Source organism: Achromobacter xylosoxidans (genome assembly GCF_014490035.1).
Lineage (GTDB): Bacteria > Pseudomonadota > Gammaproteobacteria > Burkholderiales > Burkholderiaceae_B > Achromobacter > Achromobacter bronchisepticus_A.
Window position 1 is genome coordinate 4,704,353 of record NZ_CP061008.1, and the last position, 16,087, is coordinate 4,720,439.

The window sequence follows — 16,087 nt, forward strand, 5'->3', positions numbered from 1 at the left end:
GATGCGCGCGGCCGGCGCGACGCGGCCGCAGCCGGCCCGTCAGGCCGATTCCACATCCAGCATGTAGCCAAAGCCGCGCACCGTTTGAATGCTGGCGCCCGTGCCTTCCAGGCGCTTGCGCAGGCGGTACACATAGACTTCGACGGCGTTTTCGCTGAAATCGGCATCCCAGGCCGACAGCGAGTTCACGATCTGGCGCTTGGTCACGACGCGGCCGACGCGGGCCATCAGCATTTCCAGCACGGAGAGCTCGCGCACCGACAGCGACAGGCGTTGGCCATTGGCGCGGACTTCGCGGCCGACGGTGTCGAACACCAGCGGGCCGACTTCAATCAGGGGCTGCGCCTGGCCGGCGCGGCGCCGGCCGAAGGCGCGCACGCGCGCCGCCAGCTCGGGCAGTTCAAAAGGCTTGGTGACGTAATCGTCCGCCCCGGCGTCCAGGCCGGCGACGCGGTCCTCGATGCCATCGCGGGCGGTGAGGATCAACACAGGGACCTGGTTGCCGTCCTGCCGCAATTGCCGCAGCACGTCCAGCCCGCTCATGCCAGGAAGGTTGAGGTCGAGCAGCATGAGGTCGTAAGGCTGCCCCGCCAAGGCGCCCAGAACCCGGTCGCCCTCGGTCAGCCAGTCGACCGCATAGCCTTGGTCGGCCAGAAATTCCTGGAGCGCGTGGCCCAGGGTGGTGTCGTCTTCGATTACCAGAACTCGCATGCGGCGATTCTAGCGCGATCCCGGCCGGAACGGGGCGCGAAATGCGCCCCGGGGCCGGGAAGCGTTCAAGGTGCGGACGGAGCCGGGGCGGCCCCGGCTGCCGCGGGCGCGGCGGAGCCGGCCACGCCGCCCGAAGGAGGCGTGGTGACAAACCCGATGCGCGTCATGCCCGAACGGCGCGCCGAAGCCATGACCTTGGCCAGGGTCTCGTAGCGGGTATTCTGGTCCGCACGGATGCGGATCTCGGGTTGCGGCTTGGTGCCGGCAATCGACTTGAAGCGGTTGGGCAGGTCATCGATATTGACCGGCTTCTCGTCCCAGAACAGCGCCCCGCTGGCATCGATGGCCAGGTCGACGGTCTTGGGTTCTTCCTCGATCTGCTCGGCCGCCACCTGGGGCATGTTGATCTTGATCGAATGCGCCAGCAGCGGCGCGGTGATGATGAAGATCACCAGCAGCACCAGCATCACGTCGATCAGGGGCACCATGTTGATCTCGGAAACCGTACTGCTTCCGGATCCTTTGCCCTCGAAGCTGCCAAAGGCCATTATTCGCTCCCGCGTTGAGCCGCAGCGCCGTTACCGTTCTGGCGGCGCAGGGCGCGCACCTTGCCATCGGACAGAGCGACCTGCTGGCCGGTGGTCAGGAACGCGAACAAATCATGCGCAAAGGCATCCAGGCGCGACAGGAACACGCGGTTGTTGCGCACGAAGGTGTTGTAGGCCAGCACCGCGGGAATGGCGACCGCCAGGCCCAGGCCCGTCATGATCAGCGCTTCGCCCACCGGACCAGCGATGCGGTTGATGGTCACGCCGTCGGACAGGCCGATGCCGACCAGGGCATGGTACACGCCCCAGACCGTGCCGAACAGGCCCACGAACGGCGCCGTCGAACCCACCGAGGCCAACACGGTCAGGCCGTTTTCCAGCTTGGCGGTTTCTTCGTCGATGACCTTACGCATGGTGCGCGTGACGAAATCGGAGTTGCTGCCCGACTCTTCAAGCTTGGTCGCGCCGAACTTGTTGTGATGCGCCTGCGCATGCATGGCGTGGCTGGCCAGGTGCGAGAACGGGTCGCGCGCGCCGTGCGTGACGATTTCGTTTTCGACCTGTTCGAGCGAGCTGGCGTTCCAGAACTTGTTCAGGAAGTCCGCCGAGCGCTTGCGCATGCTGACGTTGCTGGCGACCTTGACCAGGATCAGATACCAGGTCACCAGCGACATCAGGATCAGGATGATGAAAAGGCTCTTGCCGACGAAGTCGCTCTGCGCGACGAAGTGCAGGAAGCCCATGTCGGGAACCGCGGCGGGCGCCGGCGCGGCAGGCAGCGCCGAGGGCAGCGCGGCAGCAGCGCCTTGCAGCGCATCGGCCGATTGCTGAGCCACGGCGCCGACGGTCGAGGCGGCTTGTTGAGCTGCGGGCGCGGCCGCAGCCGCGGCGGGCGCAGCGGCGGCGGCAGCCGGTGCTGCCGGGCTGGTGGTCGCCTGCGCCACCAGGGTGGCGCTATGCAGTGCGTTGGACATCTCAGTTCCTCATTACGAAATCGAACGGAATTTTGGCTTTGGCGGGATAGGCCACGCCGTTACGGGTATACGGTTTGAATCGGCCCTTGCGGGCGGCTGCCAGCGCCGATTCGTCCAGGCGCGGAAAGCCCGAGGACGCATCGATGGTTGCCCGCTCCACCAGCCCCTGGGTGTTGATCTCGACCAGCACCACCACCCGGCCCTCTTCCCGCATGCGGCGCGACGCCATCGGATAGTTGGGCATCGGGCGCGCGCCTTGGAATTCAATGCTGGACACCAGCACCGGCTGATCCGGCGGCGGCCCCTGCTGCGGCCCTTGCGGCGCCTGCGTGCCTTCGGGCGCGCCGCTGGGCGGCGTCTTCGGCGCTTCCGGCTTGGGCTCGACCTTGACGTCCTGCTTGGGCTCGGGCTTGGGTTTAGGCTTGGGAGGCGGCTTGGGCTTGGGTTTGGGCGCCGGCATCGGCGGCTTTTCGACCACTGGCTCCGGTTCGGGTTCAGGCTCCGGCTCGGGCTTGAGCTCGGGTTCAGGCTCGGGTTCGACTTCGGGCTGCGGCGGCTCGGGTGGAGTTTCCGTCACCGGCTGCGGCTCCTCGGGAGTGGGTTCGGCCTTGGCGATCTGGGGTATGGGCGCATCCACCACACTCACCATGATGGCTTCGGGTTCCTCGAGTTCAGGACGATTCTCGGGTGCCATGAAGATGGCGCCGATCACTGCCGCATGCAGCGCCAGGACCGTCAGGCCAGCGCCTGCGCGTATACCGAATGAAGAGCGCGAAGAAGAATTCCAACCGCGTTGAAAACTAGGCATGAATCAGCCAGGGTGCATTGACTTATCCGGCCAGCCAGGAAAGACGCACACGCGATGGCGACGCCGGCTGACCGGTACAAGCCCACAATAATATCTTAAATGCGAATGATTCGCACGTCCTATTTCATCTGACCCCGTCTTACATTTCCGGGCGGGATCAACAGGCATGAGCGTTACGGCGCGCGCAAAACAAAAAACCCGCCACCATGACGTGTGCGGGTTTTGTGCGGAGCGCATATCGGAGCTTTTGGTGGGTGCTACAGGGGTCGAACCTGTGACCTACGCCTTGTAAGGGCGCCGCTCTACCAACTGAGCTAAGCACCCATTTTGATGCAGCCTCAAGACGAAATTCGCGAAAAATCCGTACAAGCAACTGCCAACCGGGGCACTCAAAAGCAATACGCGGGCCGGAGTATACCGGACCGCGCAATTGTGGGCAAATCGCCAGGGCTGAATGCCTGCGACCCGCCCGCCGTCCATTAGTTGACGGCGTCCTTCAGGGCCTTGCCCGGACGGAACTTCGGCACCTTGGCCTTCTTGATCTTGATGGTTTCGCCAGTGCGCGGATTACGGCCGGTGCGAGCGGCGCGAGCCGACACAGCGAACGTGCCAAAGCCAACCAACGTAACCGTACCGCCCTTCTTCAGGGTGGTCTTGACGGCACCGATCAGGGCGTCGAGCGAACGACCAGCGGCGGCCTTGGAGATGTCGGCCTTGCTGGCGATGTGATCGATGAGTTCGGTTTTGTTCATTCAGGTGTACCCCTCACAAGGTATTGAGTCTGCCGGAGTGCAGTTCATGGCCGTCATGATGGACGCCGCTGAAGACGCAAAACCGACAAACGACGAACAGACAGTGGATAAACTTTTTTCTTGCGCTGCGACGCACAACTTTTAAACTGCTGCGCCGCCTGGATTCAATGGCAAATTGCCTTCAAATCACCAGCGACGCAGACGTGTATTAGGCCTTGGCGTGGCGCGGCTGTCAAGCGAAAACCTCACCACAACCCGCGTCAATACTAGCTTTTAGACCGTTTCGCAATAAACAGAAACACGCATTTCGGTGTTTGCGCGACACCCTCGAAAACGATCGTTAACTTGCGTCAGACATCGGCCCATCGACGCAGCAAATTGTGATAAATGCCGGTGAGTTGCACGATCGAGGGATGCCCCGCGGCATCCTGATTCAAGCGCTGTATGGCCACGTCCATGTCCAGCAGCAGCGCGCGCTGACTATCTTCGCGCACCAGGCTTTGCATCCAGAAAAACGACGACACGCGCGCGCCGCGCGTCACCGGATTGACCTTGTGCAGGCTGGTGCCCGGGTACAGCACCATGTGCCCCGCCGGCAGCTTCACCGCGCGCGGGCCATAGGTGTCATCGATGACCAGCTCGCCGCCGTCGTAGGAGTCGGGGTCGGAGAAGAACAGCGTTGCCGACAGGTCGGTGCGCACGCGCTCAGCCGTGCCGGCGATGCCGCGCACCGCGTTGTCCACGTGATAGCCGAACGCTTCCCCGCCCTCGTAGCGATTGAACAAGGGCGGAAAGATCTTGCGCGGCAGCGCGGCCGACATGAACAGGTTGTTGGCCGCCAGGCGCTGCAGGATCAGATTGCCCAGTTCCTGGGCCAGAGGATGCTGCTCCGGCAGTTGGCGGTTGCGCTTGACCTCGGCCGACTGATAGCCGGCCGTGACTTTGCCGTCGACCCAATCGGCGGCATCCAGGCGGCGCCGGATCTCGGCCGCCTCTTCTGGCGTGAAAACTTCTGCGATCTGTATGAGCATGGGCGCTATCCCGATTGCGTTGCAGGCGCGCCCGGCCACCGGCCGCGCGCGTGCCGCATTATCCCTGCAGGCAACCGTTGAGCGCCTGATCGAAATCAAACAGCAGATCGGCCTCGTCTTCGATGCCCACGGACACGCGGATGAGACTGTCCGCGATGCCCATTTGCTTACGGCGCTCGGCACCCATTTCGTAATAGATGGTGTGGGCGGCAGGCAGCGCCAGGCTGCGCGTATCGCCCAGGTGGGTCGCCATCAGCACGATGCGCAGGCGGTTCAGGAAATCGAAGCAGTCCACCCCGTCCGCCAGCTCGACGCCCAGCAGGCCGCCGAAGCGCGAGCCGAACAGCGCCGCCGCGCGCGCATGCTGCGGGTGGCTGGCAAGCCCGGGGTAATGCACCTTGGCCACGCCCGGATGATCCTCCAGGAAGCGCGCCAGCGCCAGCGCGTTGGCGCAGTGCTTGGCCATGCGCAGGGCCAGGGTCTCGGCACCCACCGCGATGCGGTGCGCGGGTTCGGCCGCCAAGGTGCCTCCCATGTCGCGCAGACCCTTCTTCTTGACCTGCGTAAGCCCCCAACTGGTGGACGGCCCCTTGCGATAGGCCTCGTAGATGTTCGAGTAGTTCGACCAGTCATACAGCCCCGTGTCCGTGACGGCGCCACCCAATGCATTGCCATGACCGCCAATGTATTTGGACAGCGAGTTCATCACCAGGGACGCCCCGACCGAGACCGGCCGGAACATCCAGGGCGAGGTCAAGGTGTTGTCGACGACATAGACCAGACCCTTCTCGCGGCAGATTTCCCCGATCACGGCCAGGTCAGCAACTTGCGTGCCCGGGTTGGCGATGGTTTCGGTGAAAACCATGCGGGTGTTGGGCTGGATCGCCGCGCGCACCTGCGCCGAATCGGTTGCGTCCACGAAGGTGATCTCCACGCCCAGCTCCAGCAGCGTGCCCAGCAGGCTGTTGGTGTTGCCGAACACGAACTGGCTGGACACCAGGTGATCGCCGCGGCGCAGCAGCGTGGTGAAGATGGCAGCCAGCGCGGCCATGCCGGTCGCGAAGCTGACCGTGCCCTTGCCGCCCTCCATCTGGTTGACCTTGGCCTCCAGCGCGGTGGTGGTGGGCGTGCCTTGGCGGGCATAGGTGAAGCCGGCCTTGCCCTGGAAGACCGCGGCCAGCTCGCGCGCGTCTTCGTAGGCGAACTCCGAGGACGGATGCATGGGCTTGTGCACCGCTCCGTGCTCGACGGATTGCTTGCGGTCGGAATGGAGGATCGTGGTGGTAAAGCCGTTCTGGTGCATGATGAGCTGACGCGAAGAGGGTGTGGTCTACAAGATAGGCAAGACGGATGAATCAGGAACGGCGCTGGCGCACAGTTTCATAGAGGCAGACGGCGCTGGCCACGCTGACGTTCAGGCTTTCCACCGAACCCAGCATGGGAATGTTCACCAGTTGATCGCAGGTTTCCCGCGTCAGACGGCGCATGCCCTCGCCTTCCGCCCCCATGACCCAGGCCATGGGCTGGCGCGCATCGATCTGGTGCATGCTGTCGGTGGCCTGGTCGTCCGTGCCCACCAGCCACACGCCGCGGTCCTTCAGGCTGCGCATGGTGCGCGCCAGGTTGGTCACCATCAGATAGGGCACCGTATCGGCCGCCCCGCACGCCACGCGCTGCACGGTCGCGTTCAGGCCGACGGCCCGGTCGCGCGGCGCGATGACGGCGTGCACGCCGGCGGCATCAGCGGTGCGCAGGCAGGCGCCCAGGTTGTGGGGATCGGTCACGCCATCCAGGATCAGCAGCAGCGGCGGACCTTCGATGACGTCGAGCACCTCATCCACGTCCACCGCCAGCTGGCGCTCTTCGGCCAGCGCCACCACGCCCTGATGGCGGGTGCCGCGGGATAGCCCGTCCAGACGCTCCATGGGGACCGGATGCAGGCGGCAGCCCGCTTTTTCGGCTTGCTCGATGAACGTCTGCATCCGCTTGTCGCGGCGCGACGCCTCTACATAGATTTCCTTGATCGAGTCGGGCGCGTGGCGCAGCCGCGCAACAACCGCGTGAAACCCGGCCAGGACTTGGGTCGACGCCATAAATGCAATACCTTTAGATAAACGAATACCCGCCCCAGAGCGGGGCGGGCCACCGGACCAAGCCGGCCATAGATGCAATGTTACCCCTTATGGCGCGGCCGCCCTACGACGGCCGCGCCATAAGGAAGTGTCAGTGGCGCTTGTGCGCGGCCTTCTTGGCCGGCGCGGCGCGCTTGGATGCCTTGGGCGCCCGCGGCGGCTTGCTGGCCTTCTTGGCCTCGGCGCGCCGCTCCTTGGCGGTTTGGCCCTTCAGGGCGGCGGGCTTGGGCGACGCTGCCTTCTTGACGCGGCGGGAAGACTCGTCCGGACTGCGGGCCGAGGCCTTGCGCAAGGCGTCGAAGCTGGTGCCCTGCACCAGGCGGAACTCGATGCGGCGGGCTTCGAGGTCCACGCGCGACACCTGCACCTGCACCTTGTCGGTCAGGCGGTAACGCATGCCGGTACGCTCGCCGCGCAACTCGTGCAGGGCGTCGTTGAACTGGAAGTACTCGCCGCCCAGCTCGGAAACATGCACCAGCCCTTCGACGTGCAGGGTATCCAGCGTGACGAAGATGCCGAAGCTGGCGACGCCGGTAACGGTGCCGCTGAAGTCCTCGCCCACGCGCTCCTTGACGAACCAGCACTTCAGCCAGGCCTCAACGTCGCGCGACGCCTCGTCTGCGCGGCGCTCGCTGGCAGACAGCACCAGGCCCATCTTTTCCCAGATGGCATGTTCGTGCTCGCGCTGCGTGCGGCCGATCACCACGGGCTGGTCTTCCAGGCTGGGCACGTAGCGCTGACCAGCCAGCAACGCCTTGATGACACGATGCGTCAGCAGGTCGGGATAGCGGCGGATGGGCGAGGTGAAGTGGCTGTAGCCGGGATAGGACAGGCCGAAGTGGCCCATGTTGTCGGGGCTGTAGACCGCCTGCTGCATGGAGCGCAGGCACATCGTCTGCAATAGCTGGTAGTCGGGGCGTCCGCGCACCGAATCCAGGAAATCGCCGTAATCCTTGGCCGTGGGCGTCTCGCCGCCGCCCAGCGACAGGCCCATGGTGCGCAGGAACTCGCGCAGCGATTGCAGGCGCTCGGGCGTGGGGCCTTCGTGGATGCGGTACAGGCCGGGATGCTTGCTGCGGGCCATGAAGTCTGCCGCGCAGGTATTGGCGGCCAGCATGCACTCTTCAATCAGCTTGTGGGCATCGTTGCGCACCGACGGCACGATCTGTTCGATGCGGCCGAGCTCGTTGCAGACGATCTTGGTTTCGACCGTGTCGAAGTCGATGGCGCCGCGCTTCTTGCGCCCTTGCGCCAGCAGTTGAAAGAGTTCGTACAGGTGCTGGACCTGGGGCATGACGCTGCGCATGGCGTGCGCGGCCGGACCGCCGGGCTGCTGCAGGGCGGCCCAGATGTTCGTATAGGTGGTGCGCGCATGCGAGTGCATGACCGCGTTATAGAACTGGTAGGCGGTGACGGTGCCGGCCTTGGCGCCGCTGGCCGGAATGACCATGTCGCAAACCAGCACCAGGCGGTCGACGTCCGGGTTCAGCGAACACAAGCCGTTGGACAGGGACTCCGGCAGCATCGGGATGACCCGGCGCGGGAAGTACACGCTGGTGCCGCGTTCGATCGCGTCGTCGTCCAGGGCGTCACCCGGACGCACATAGTGGCTGACGTCGGCGATGGCCACCAGCAGGCGCCAGCCCGGACGCTTGCGCTGACCCGTGCCCAGCTCCACGGGTTCACAGTACACCGCGTCGTCGAAGTCACGCGCGTCCTCGCCGTCGATGGTGATGAGCGGCACGTCGCGCAGGTCGACGCGGTCCTTGAGATCGGTCTTCCTGACCACGTCCGGCAGGCGGGCGGCCTGCTTGAGCGCGGCCTCGGAGAAATCGACCGGTACGTCGAACTTGCGCACCGCGATCTCGATCTCCATGCCGGGATCGTCGATCTCGCCTAGCACCTCGGCCACACGGCCCAGCGGCTGCGTATGGCGCGTGGGCTGCTCCATGATTTCAACCGCGACCACCTGCCCATGCTGGGCGCCGTTGGTGTCGCTGGGCGGAATCAGGATGTCATGCTTGATGCGCTGGTCCTCGGGCACGACGATGGACAGGCCATGCTCGTGCAGGAAGCGCCCCACCAGCTTGTTGGTACGGCGCTCAATGACTTCGACGATGGTGCCTTCCGGCTTGCCGCGGTATTCGCCAGTGGGCTTGACCAGTACGCGGTCGCCATGCAGCACCTTGAGCATTTCGCGCGGCGACAGGAACAGGTCCGGGCCGCCGTCATCACGCAGCAGGAAGCCGAAGCCGTCGCGATGCCCCAGCACCTTGCCGGCAACGAAGTCCAGTTTGGTGGCCAGCAGCAACACGCCCTTGCGGTTGGGCATCAATTGGCCGTCGCGCTCCATGGCGCCCAGGCGGCGCTCAAATCCCACCATCGTCGCGGCGCGCTCGACGCCCATGCGTTCGGCCAGTTCCACCGGAGACAGCGGCGAGCCTGCGGCGCGCAGCGCTTTCAGGATGGCTTCACGGGACGGGACATCAGGATCGAAGTCCGGCGGCGCTTCGGGCAAGGGTGTTGATCTGTTGTTATTCGATTCGTTATTCGATCGTTTTGCCAAAGCTAAAATTTCCGTATATAATGCGCAGCTTCTGTGGTTCGCCCAAGGCTGAACACTGAAGCAGAAAATGGTCAGAAGGGCCGGGAAGTTTAAAACCCAGCCGGGGTTTGAAAAGCAAGTTGCTTAAAAACCTTATTGTAGAACCAACTGCACTTTGGACGCATGTTTTAGTTAATGTGTTTTAACTGAAGCGATGCAACTAGAGCGGCAGCGTATCACATACTTCTGACAGTATCTCTCAGTGCCCAGGTGGCGGAATTGGTAGACGCGCATGGTTCAGGTCCATGTGCCGCAAGGTGTGGAGGTTCGAGTCCTCTCCTGGGCACCACGGAATTTCAATCAAGACCATGCAAGCCGGTCTTGATGGCAAAAGCTAAAAAGCCCCGGAAATCGCAAGATTTCCGGGGCTTTTGCTTTGCATCGCCCTACCCTCGTCGCTTCAACGCCACGGCACCTTGCGATTCAAATGATGCCGCGCATACAGGTCGGCGCCCATGCCGTCGATCTGACCGTCGATCAAGGCCTCGAAAGGCTTTAACAACGCATCGAAATTCATCGGCGCCTCAAGCGCATTCAAGGCATGCGTCACAGCCTCTATCGTCGACAGCGCACCTGGCACGTCGGCGTGGCGAACCCGGTAGCGCGTGGAAAGTCCCGCAGGCAGCATCACGCGCGGCAACGCGGCAAGCCCGGGATTGATATGCAGCAGCTTGCGCGCATGCCCCCAGGTGCCGTCGGGCACGATCAATCTGATCGGCGCGCCAAGCTCCTGCCCATAACCCGGCGTCAGTACCTCAGCGCCTTCGCCCGGAAACAGCAGGCGCGGCAGATAGCCCGGCAACGCCCAATCGTCTTCCGAAAAATATTCGCCGACGACGCGGCGCGCGCCATCCAGGCCCAGCACAGCCAGCCTCGCGGTGTTCAAGGCATGGCGCGCCTCGCTCGGATGCTGCAGCACCACCACTTGGGTGCGGCAGGAAAGCGAGGGAATCAGCGCGCACAGGCAGTGCGATAGAGGACGCAGGCAACGCGTGCAGAGGGTACGGGACATGGGGCGACACTATATCGAAAGTTCGAAAGCGGCCCGGCAGCAAAAAAACATGAAAAAAAAGCCACACGACTTGCACACTTCAAAAAAAGTGTGCATAATCTCATTCCTCTGCTGCTGAACAAGAAACAACGCGAAAGCGAAGCGACAAGTAAAGCATCAGCGCCCAGGTGGCGGAATTGGTAGACGCGCATGGTTCAGGTCCATGTGCCGCAAGGTGTGGAGGTTCGAGTCCTCTCCTGGGCACCAATTATTACATCACGAGGTACCTGCGTGATGCGCCAAAAAAACCCCGAACGCGTAAGCGTCCGGGGTTTTTTCTTTGTCCGGCCCTTTTCTTTATCCAGCCTGTTTGATTGCCCGACCCGGCTCACAGGCAGACGCTTTGAGCCGGGCGGCCCGCCTTACTTCAGCACGCGAGTCATGACCACGTGCGGAATACCGGCCTCGACGAATTCCTCGCCTTCCACATTGAAGCCATGGGCTTGGTAGAAGCCCGCCGCGTGCGTCTGCGCGTGCAGCACCAGCATGCGATGGCCGTCGCCATGCCCCTGTTCGATCAGCGCGTCCAGCAACTGACTGCCGACGCCCATGCCACGGGCCTTCTTGTGGACCGCCATGCGGCCGATATGGCCATCGGGCAGAAGCCGGCCCGTGCCCATCGGCGTGCCGTCCGGGCCGTATGCCACGGCGTGCACCGACACGGCGTCATCGTCGTCCAGCTCGACCTCGGGCGGCACTTTCTGTTCGACGACGAACACTTCGTGGCGCACCGAATACGCGTCGTCGCGCAAACGGTCCCAGGTTCCCAGGGCGATACGCACCGTTGCTTGTTTGTTGGTCGACATGTCCATCCCTCGCGTGCAGCAAATGAATAAAAGAATCCTAAACCCCATTTTGGCAGGGATGAACAATGGCCAAAAGGGGGTACGATCGCGGCTTGCCCACGTCGTCCATGTTCCCCCACATGCCGCCTGCCGCTCCCCCCGCCTGGTTGAAAGCCGCGCCCGCGCTCTTCCTGCTTCTCTGGTCCAGCGGTTTCGTCGTGCTCAAAGTGGGCCTGGCCTATGCCGACCCCATGACGTTCCTGGCGCTGCGCTACGCCTGCGTGGTGCTGATACTTGCGCCCTTCATGCTGTTCCTGCGCCCGCCGCTGCCGCGCGGCGCCAGTGCCTGGGGCCACCTGGCGATGGTCGGGCTGCTGTTGCAGGCAGGCTACTTCTGCTTTACCTACCTTTCGCTCAAACAGGGGATGTCGGCCGGCGCCCTGGCGCTGATCACGTCGCTGCAACCCATCCTGATCGGCCTGCTGGCGCCGGTGATTGCGCACGAGAAGGTCGATGCCCGCCGTTGGGCAGGCTTGGGGCTGGGGGTATCGGGCGCGGCGCTCGTGATCATCGCCAAGGCCTCGATCGACGTGATCTCTCCGCTGGGCCTGGCGTTCGCCATCAGCGCCCTGCTCTGCATCACCGGCGGCACGCTGTATGAAAAGCGCTTTGGCGTGCAGACGCATCCCGTCACCTCGAACATGGTGCAGTACGCGGTCGGCCTGATCGCCACCGCGCCGCTGGCGTTCTGGCTGGAGCCGATGCACATCGAATGGACCGGGCCCCTGCTGGGTTCGCTGGCTTACCTGGTCGTGGGCAATTCACTGGTGGCGATCACCTTGCTGCTGACCATGATCCGCTACGGCGAGGCCTCGCGCGTGTCGGCGCTGTTCTTCCTGGTGCCGCCTTGCACCGCCATCATTGCGCTGATCATCCTGGGCGAAGCCATTCCCGCGCTGGCCTGGCCGGGCATGGCGCTGGCGGCGCTCGGCATCCTGCTGGTGACGCGCACGGCGCGCACCGCCGCCAAGTAGAATGAGCGCCCCACCAGATCCCTGCCCATGAACGCTGTCGTTACCTCCGCCCTGCCGGTCTTCGCGCTGATCCTGACCGGCTGGCTAGCCGCCCGTTGGCGCATCCTGGGCGCCGGCGCCACCGACGCGCTGAACCGCTATGTCGTCTATTTGTCGCTGCCCGCGCTGCTGTTCCGCGCCATGACGCAGGTGGACCTGACGCACATGGCGCACTGGGGTTTCGTGGGCGCCTTCGCGGGTGGCATCGCCGTCACGTTCCTGGCCTCGTTTCTCGGCGCGCGCCGCACGCAGCGCGCGCTGACCGACCGTGGCATCCAGGGCCTGGCCGCGTCCTATGCCAACGCGGGCTACATGGGCATTCCGCTGTGCCTGGCGCTGTTGGGCCCTGACAGCATGGCGCCCGCCACATTCACCACCCTGCTCACCGCCAGCGTGCTGTTCGGCTTCGCCATCGCCTTGATCGAGTTCGACCGCCAGCAGACGCCCAACCTGTCCTTGACCCTGTTCAAGGTCGGCCGCGCGCTGCTGCGCAACCCGCTGCTGGCGGCGCCGCTGCTGGGCCTGGCCTGGGCTTTCACCGGCCTCGCGCTGCCGGAGGGCGTGGACCGCTACGTAGCCTTGCTGGGCGCGTCCGCCAGTCCCTGCGCCCTGGTCACGATCGGCCTGTTCCTGGCGCAGACGGAGACGTCCAGCTCGGGGCCCGGCGTCATGCGCCTGGTCGCCGGCAAGCTGCTGCTGCAGCCCGCCGTCACGGCAGTGCTGGCGTTCTACGTCTTCGCCATGCCGCCAGTGTGGGCCTGGACCGCCGTGCTGATGAGCGCGCTGCCCATCGGCACCGGCCCTTTCATGCTGGCCCAGATGTACGGCCGCGACGCCCGCGTGACCTCGCGCGCCATCCTGGTTTCCACCGTCGCATCGGTGCTGACCGTCAGCCTGCTGGTCGCCTGGATCAGCGCACACCCGATCTCCTGATTGCTCTTCATCATGTTGCTCGCCGTCGCCATCTTCGTACTCACCATCACGCTGGTCATCTGGCAGCCCAGGGGCCTGTCGATCGGCTGGAGCGCCGTGCTGGGCGCGGCGCTTGCCCTGGCCACGGGCGTGGTCCACCTGGCCGACATCGCGGATGTCTGGCGCATTGTCTGGAACGCGACCGCCACCTTCATCGCCATCATCGTCACCAGCCTGATCCTGGACGAGGCCGGCTTTTTCGAATGGTCCGCGCTGCACGTGGCGCGCTGGGGCGGCGGCCGCGGCCGGCTGCTGTTCGTATTGATCGTGCTGCTGGGCGCCGCCGTGTCCGCCCTGTTCGCCAACGACGGCGCGGCGCTGATCCTTACGCCCATCGTCATGGAAATGCTGGTGGCGCTGGGCTTCGGCCCCGGCGCATCGCTGGCCTTCGTGATGGCTGCGGGCTTCATCGCGGACACGGGCAGCATCGCGCTGATCGTATCCAACCTGGTCAACATCGTGTCGGCCGACTTCTTCAATATCGGCTTCGGCGAGTACGCATCGGTAATGCTGCCGGTGAACCTGATGGCCGTGGCGTCCACGCTGGGGGTGCTGCTGCTGTTTTTCCACCGCAGCATTCCGCCGCGCTACGACGTGAGCCAGTTGCCCGCGCCCGCGTCCGCCATCCGCGACCTGACCACCTTCCGCGCCGGCTGGGTCGTGCTGACCCTGCTGCTGGCGGGCTTTTTCATCCTGGAACCCATGGGCATCCCGGTCAGCGCCATCGCCGCCGTCGGCGCGCTGGGCCTGCTGCTGATCGCGGGACGGCAGCACATCGTCGGCACGCGCCGCATCATGCGCGAGGCGCCCTGGCACATCGTGGTGTTCTCGCTGGGCATGTACCTGGTGGTGTATGGCCTGCGCAACGCCGGCCTGACCGCGCACCTGGCGCAAGTGCTGGACCGCTGCGCGGAATACGGCGTCTGGGGCGCGGCGATGGGCACGGGCCTCATCACCGCCTTCCTGTCGTCCATCATGAACAACCTGCCTACCGTGCTGGTGGGCGCGCTGTCGATCGCGGACACCAGCGCCACGGGAGCCGTGAAGGACGCAATGATCTACGCCAACATCATCGGCAGCGATCTGGGTCCCAAGATCACGCCTATCGGCAGCCTGGCCACGCTGCTGTGGCTGCACGTGCTGGCGCGCAAGGGTCTGCGCATCACTTGGGGCTACTACTTCAAGGTCGGCATCGTGCTGACCTTGCCGGTGCTGCTGCTGACGCTGGCCGCGCTGGCTTGGCGCCTGCAGTAAACTTCTATATAGCTTTTAGTTATATAAAAGGCATTAATCGGTGTTTTGATCCAGCCGTCCACCGCTTTAGACTTCCAACCATCACACGGGTGCCTGCGCGCGCCCGTTTTGCTTTCTTACGTATCAAGTTCCGGGACTCGCCCATGAGCACCAACGCCTCGACTCTCCCCCTGCCTTCCTCGGCCCTGCCGCCCATCCAGATCAACCGCAAGCCGCTCTGGATCGCCCTGCTGCTGGTGCTGGCGGGCGCCCTGTACCTGCATGAGACCGTCAGCTGGCGCCAGGGCGCGCTGTGGATCGTCGGCGCCCTGCTGGGCGTGACCCTGTACCACGCCTCCTTCGGCTTCACGCAGGCCTGGCGCGTGTTCGTGTCCGACCGCCGCGGCGCGGGGCTGCGCGCGCAGATGCTGATGCTGGCCGCGGGCGTGCTGCTGTTCTTCCCCTTCCTGGCGGCCGGCACGCTGTTTGGCCAACCCGTCAGCGGCTTCGTGTCGCCCCCGGGAGTCTCAGTCCTGCTGGGCGCCTTCCTGTTCGGCATCGGCATGCAACTGGGCGGCGGCTGCGCCTCGGGTACGCTGTTCGCGGTCGGCGGCGGCAACACCCGCATGGTGGTCACGCTGCTGTTCTTCATCATCGGCTCGGTCATTGCGACCGCCAACTTCGGCTGGTGGTCGAGCCTGCCGGCGCTGGCGCCGACCTCGCTGATCAAGACCTGGGGCCTGGCGCCCGCGCTGGCCATCAACCTGGCCGTGTTCGCGCTGATCGCGTGGGCGGCCACGGCGCTGGAGAAGCGCCGCCACGGCCATGTGATCTCGTTCGCCTCGCGCACCGCGCGCCCGGCCTCCCTGCTGCAAGGCCCCTGGCCGCTGATCTGGGGCGGCGTGGCGCTGGTCGCGCTGAACTTCGCCACGCTGGCGCTGGCTGGCCGCCCCTGGGGCATCACGTCCGCCTTCGCGCTGTGGGGCGCCAAGACCCTCGACGCCTTGGGCGGCGACGTGGCCACCTGGGCCTACTGGGCCAAGCAGCCCTCGCTGGCCGCGCCGCTGCGCCAGGACGTCACCACCGTCATGGACATCGGCCTGATGCTGGGCGCGCTGGCCGCGGCCAGCGCCGCCGGCAAGTTCGCGCCCATCTGGAAGGTGCCGGCCCGCTCGCTGGCCGGCGCCGTCATCGGCGGCCTGCTGCTGGGCTATGGTTCGCGCCTGGCCTTCGGCTGCAATATCGGCGCCTACTTCAGCGGCATCCTGTCGGGCAGCCTGCATGCCTGGCTGTGGCTGCCGGCCGCCTTCGCCGGCAGCGCCCTGGGTGTGCGCCTGCGCCCCGCCTTCGGCCTCGCCGTCGAAAAGACCCCGGCGGCGTCCAGCTGCTGAGAAACAGTATTCCAGGGCTGT

15 protein-coding genes and 3 tRNA genes are annotated in these 16,087 nt (G+C 65.0%); 6 read left to right on the forward strand and 12 right to left on the reverse strand.

Translation table 11 applies throughout. The features are described from left to right. Positions 1-39: 39 nt before the first annotated feature. The 10 genes from IAG39_RS21795 to rnr all read right to left on the reverse strand — a co-directional run bounded on the left by IAG39_RS21795 (position 40) and on the right by rnr (position 9,522). Positions 40-711, reverse strand: coding sequence for a response regulator transcription factor (locus IAG39_RS21795; protein WP_118932222.1), 672 nt, complete (start codon positions 709-711; stop codon positions 40-42). Positions 712-776: 65 nt separating this feature from the next. Beyond that, positions 777-1,259 (reverse strand): ExbD/TolR family protein, encoded by a 483-nt coding sequence (locus IAG39_RS21800; protein ID WP_059380456.1) that lies wholly within the window; start codon positions 1,257-1,259, stop codon positions 777-779. Next, positions 1,259-2,233: a MotA/TolQ/ExbB proton channel family protein gene (locus IAG39_RS21805; protein ID WP_118932221.1), complete on the reverse strand. Its 975-nt coding sequence runs from the start codon at positions 2,231-2,233 to the stop codon at positions 1,259-1,261. Before IAG39_RS21805 ends, IAG39_RS21800 begins: the two co-directional genes overlap by 1 nt. Position 2,234: 1 nt before the next feature. Continuing rightward, positions 2,235-3,041: an energy transducer TonB gene (locus IAG39_RS21810; RefSeq protein WP_059380458.1), complete on the reverse strand. Its 807-nt coding sequence runs from the start codon at positions 3,039-3,041 to the stop codon at positions 2,235-2,237. A 248-nt stretch (positions 3,042-3,289) separates the two neighbouring features. Then, a tRNA-Val gene (locus tag IAG39_RS21815) sits at positions 3,290-3,365 on the reverse strand. Positions 3,366-3,520: 155 nt separating this feature from the next. After that, on the reverse strand, positions 3,521-3,793 hold the full coding sequence (locus IAG39_RS21820; protein WP_003812968.1) for an HU family DNA-binding protein: 273 nt from the start codon (positions 3,791-3,793) through the stop codon (positions 3,521-3,523). A gap of 350 nt (positions 3,794-4,143) precedes the next feature. Next, positions 4,144-4,824, reverse strand: a complete 681-nt coding sequence (locus IAG39_RS21825; protein WP_118932220.1) for a Fe2+-dependent dioxygenase — start codon at positions 4,822-4,824, stop codon at positions 4,144-4,146. Between the two features lie 58 nt (positions 4,825-4,882). Then, on the reverse strand, positions 4,883-6,127 hold the full coding sequence (locus IAG39_RS21830; RefSeq protein WP_118932219.1) for a cystathionine gamma-synthase family protein: 1,245 nt from the start codon (positions 6,125-6,127) through the stop codon (positions 4,883-4,885). A 52-nt stretch (positions 6,128-6,179) separates the two neighbouring features. Further along, positions 6,180-6,917: a 23S rRNA (guanosine(2251)-2'-O)-methyltransferase RlmB gene (rlmB, locus tag IAG39_RS21835; protein WP_013392619.1), complete on the reverse strand. Its 738-nt coding sequence runs from the start codon at positions 6,915-6,917 to the stop codon at positions 6,180-6,182. Positions 6,918-7,047: 130 nt separating this feature from the next. Next, positions 7,048-9,522 carry a ribonuclease R gene (gene rnr / locus IAG39_RS21840; protein WP_059378517.1) on the reverse strand — a complete coding sequence of 825 codons (2,475 nt, stop codon included), beginning with the start codon at positions 9,520-9,522 and terminating at the stop codon, positions 7,048-7,050. 243 nt (positions 9,523-9,765) lie between these two features. Here rnr and IAG39_RS21845 point away from each other — a divergent pair. Next, a tRNA-Leu gene (locus tag IAG39_RS21845) sits at positions 9,766-9,850 on the forward strand. A 111-nt stretch (positions 9,851-9,961) separates the two neighbouring features. On the opposite strand, the gene IAG39_RS21850 is transcribed toward IAG39_RS21845, so the two are convergent. Further along, positions 9,962-10,573, reverse strand: coding sequence for a tRNA-uridine aminocarboxypropyltransferase (locus tag IAG39_RS21850; RefSeq protein ID WP_059378518.1), 612 nt, complete (start codon positions 10,571-10,573; stop codon positions 9,962-9,964). A gap of 161 nt (positions 10,574-10,734) precedes the next feature. On the opposite strand from IAG39_RS21850, the gene IAG39_RS21855 reads away from it, so the two are divergent. Beyond that, positions 10,735-10,819, forward strand: a tRNA-Leu gene (locus tag IAG39_RS21855). A gap of 155 nt (positions 10,820-10,974) precedes the next feature. Here the strand turns inward: IAG39_RS21855 and IAG39_RS21860 are convergent. Continuing rightward, positions 10,975-11,424, reverse strand: a complete 450-nt coding sequence (locus IAG39_RS21860; protein WP_373428999.1) for a GNAT family N-acetyltransferase — start codon at positions 11,422-11,424, stop codon at positions 10,975-10,977. A 113-nt stretch (positions 11,425-11,537) separates the two neighbouring features. On the opposite strand from IAG39_RS21860, the gene IAG39_RS21865 reads away from it, so the two are divergent. The 4 genes from IAG39_RS21865 (at position 11,538) to IAG39_RS21880 (ending at position 16,066) form a co-directional block, all read left to right on the forward strand. Beyond that, a complete protein-coding gene (locus tag IAG39_RS21865; protein WP_059378557.1) occupies positions 11,538-12,431 on the forward strand; it encodes a DMT family transporter in 894 nt (297 codons plus the stop codon). A gap of 27 nt (positions 12,432-12,458) precedes the next feature. Next, positions 12,459-13,403: an AEC family transporter gene (locus IAG39_RS21870; protein WP_059378520.1), complete on the forward strand. Its 945-nt coding sequence runs from the start codon at positions 12,459-12,461 to the stop codon at positions 13,401-13,403. A 12-nt stretch (positions 13,404-13,415) separates the two neighbouring features. Continuing rightward, the gene (locus IAG39_RS21875; RefSeq protein ID WP_059378560.1) at positions 13,416-14,696 is read left to right on the forward strand and encodes an arsenic transporter; all 1,281 of its coding nucleotides are present in this window, start codon (positions 13,416-13,418) and stop codon (positions 14,694-14,696) included. A 143-nt stretch (positions 14,697-14,839) separates the two neighbouring features. Next, positions 14,840-16,066, forward strand: a complete 1,227-nt coding sequence (locus tag IAG39_RS21880) for a YeeE/YedE family protein (protein WP_165867812.1) — start codon at positions 14,840-14,842, stop codon at positions 16,064-16,066. Positions 16,067-16,087 lie beyond the last annotated feature (21 nt).

Coding starts and splice junctions, on each gene's coding strand:
- IAG39_RS21825 (WP_118932220.1), bottom strand. CDS start 4,824: ATGCTCATACAGATCGCAGAAGTTTTCACGCCAGAAGAGGCGGCCGAG.
- IAG39_RS21860 (WP_373428999.1), bottom strand. CDS start 11,424: ATGGACATGTCGACCAACAAACAAGCAACGGTGCGTATCGCCCTGGGA.
- IAG39_RS21820 (WP_003812968.1), bottom strand. CDS start 3,793: ATGAACAAAACCGAACTCATCGATCACATCGCCAGCAAGGCCGACATC.
- IAG39_RS21850 (WP_059378518.1), bottom strand. CDS start 10,573: ATGTCCCGTACCCTCTGCACGCGTTGCCTGCGTCCTCTATCGCACTGC.
- rlmB (WP_013392619.1), bottom strand. CDS start 6,917: ATGGCGTCGACCCAAGTCCTGGCCGGGTTTCACGCGGTTGTTGCGCGG.
- IAG39_RS21795 (WP_118932222.1), bottom strand. CDS start 711: ATGCGAGTTCTGGTAATCGAAGACGACACCACCCTGGGCCACGCGCTC.
- IAG39_RS21870 (WP_059378520.1), top strand. CDS start 12,459: ATGAACGCTGTCGTTACCTCCGCCCTGCCGGTCTTCGCGCTGATCCTG.
- IAG39_RS21810 (WP_059380458.1), bottom strand. CDS start 3,041: ATGCCTAGTTTTCAACGCGGTTGGAATTCTTCTTCGCGCTCTTCATTC.
- IAG39_RS21880 (WP_165867812.1), top strand. CDS start 14,840: ATGAGCACCAACGCCTCGACTCTCCCCCTGCCTTCCTCGGCCCTGCCG.
- IAG39_RS21805 (WP_118932221.1), bottom strand. CDS start 2,233: ATGTCCAACGCACTGCATAGCGCCACCCTGGTGGCGCAGGCGACCACC.
- IAG39_RS21800 (WP_059380456.1), bottom strand. CDS start 1,259: ATGGCCTTTGGCAGCTTCGAGGGCAAAGGATCCGGAAGCAGTACGGTT.
- IAG39_RS21830 (WP_118932219.1), bottom strand. CDS start 6,127: ATGCACCAGAACGGCTTTACCACCACGATCCTCCATTCCGACCGCAAG.
- IAG39_RS21875 (WP_059378560.1), top strand. CDS start 13,416: ATGTTGCTCGCCGTCGCCATCTTCGTACTCACCATCACGCTGGTCATC.
- IAG39_RS21865 (WP_059378557.1), top strand. CDS start 11,538: ATGCCGCCTGCCGCTCCCCCCGCCTGGTTGAAAGCCGCGCCCGCGCTC.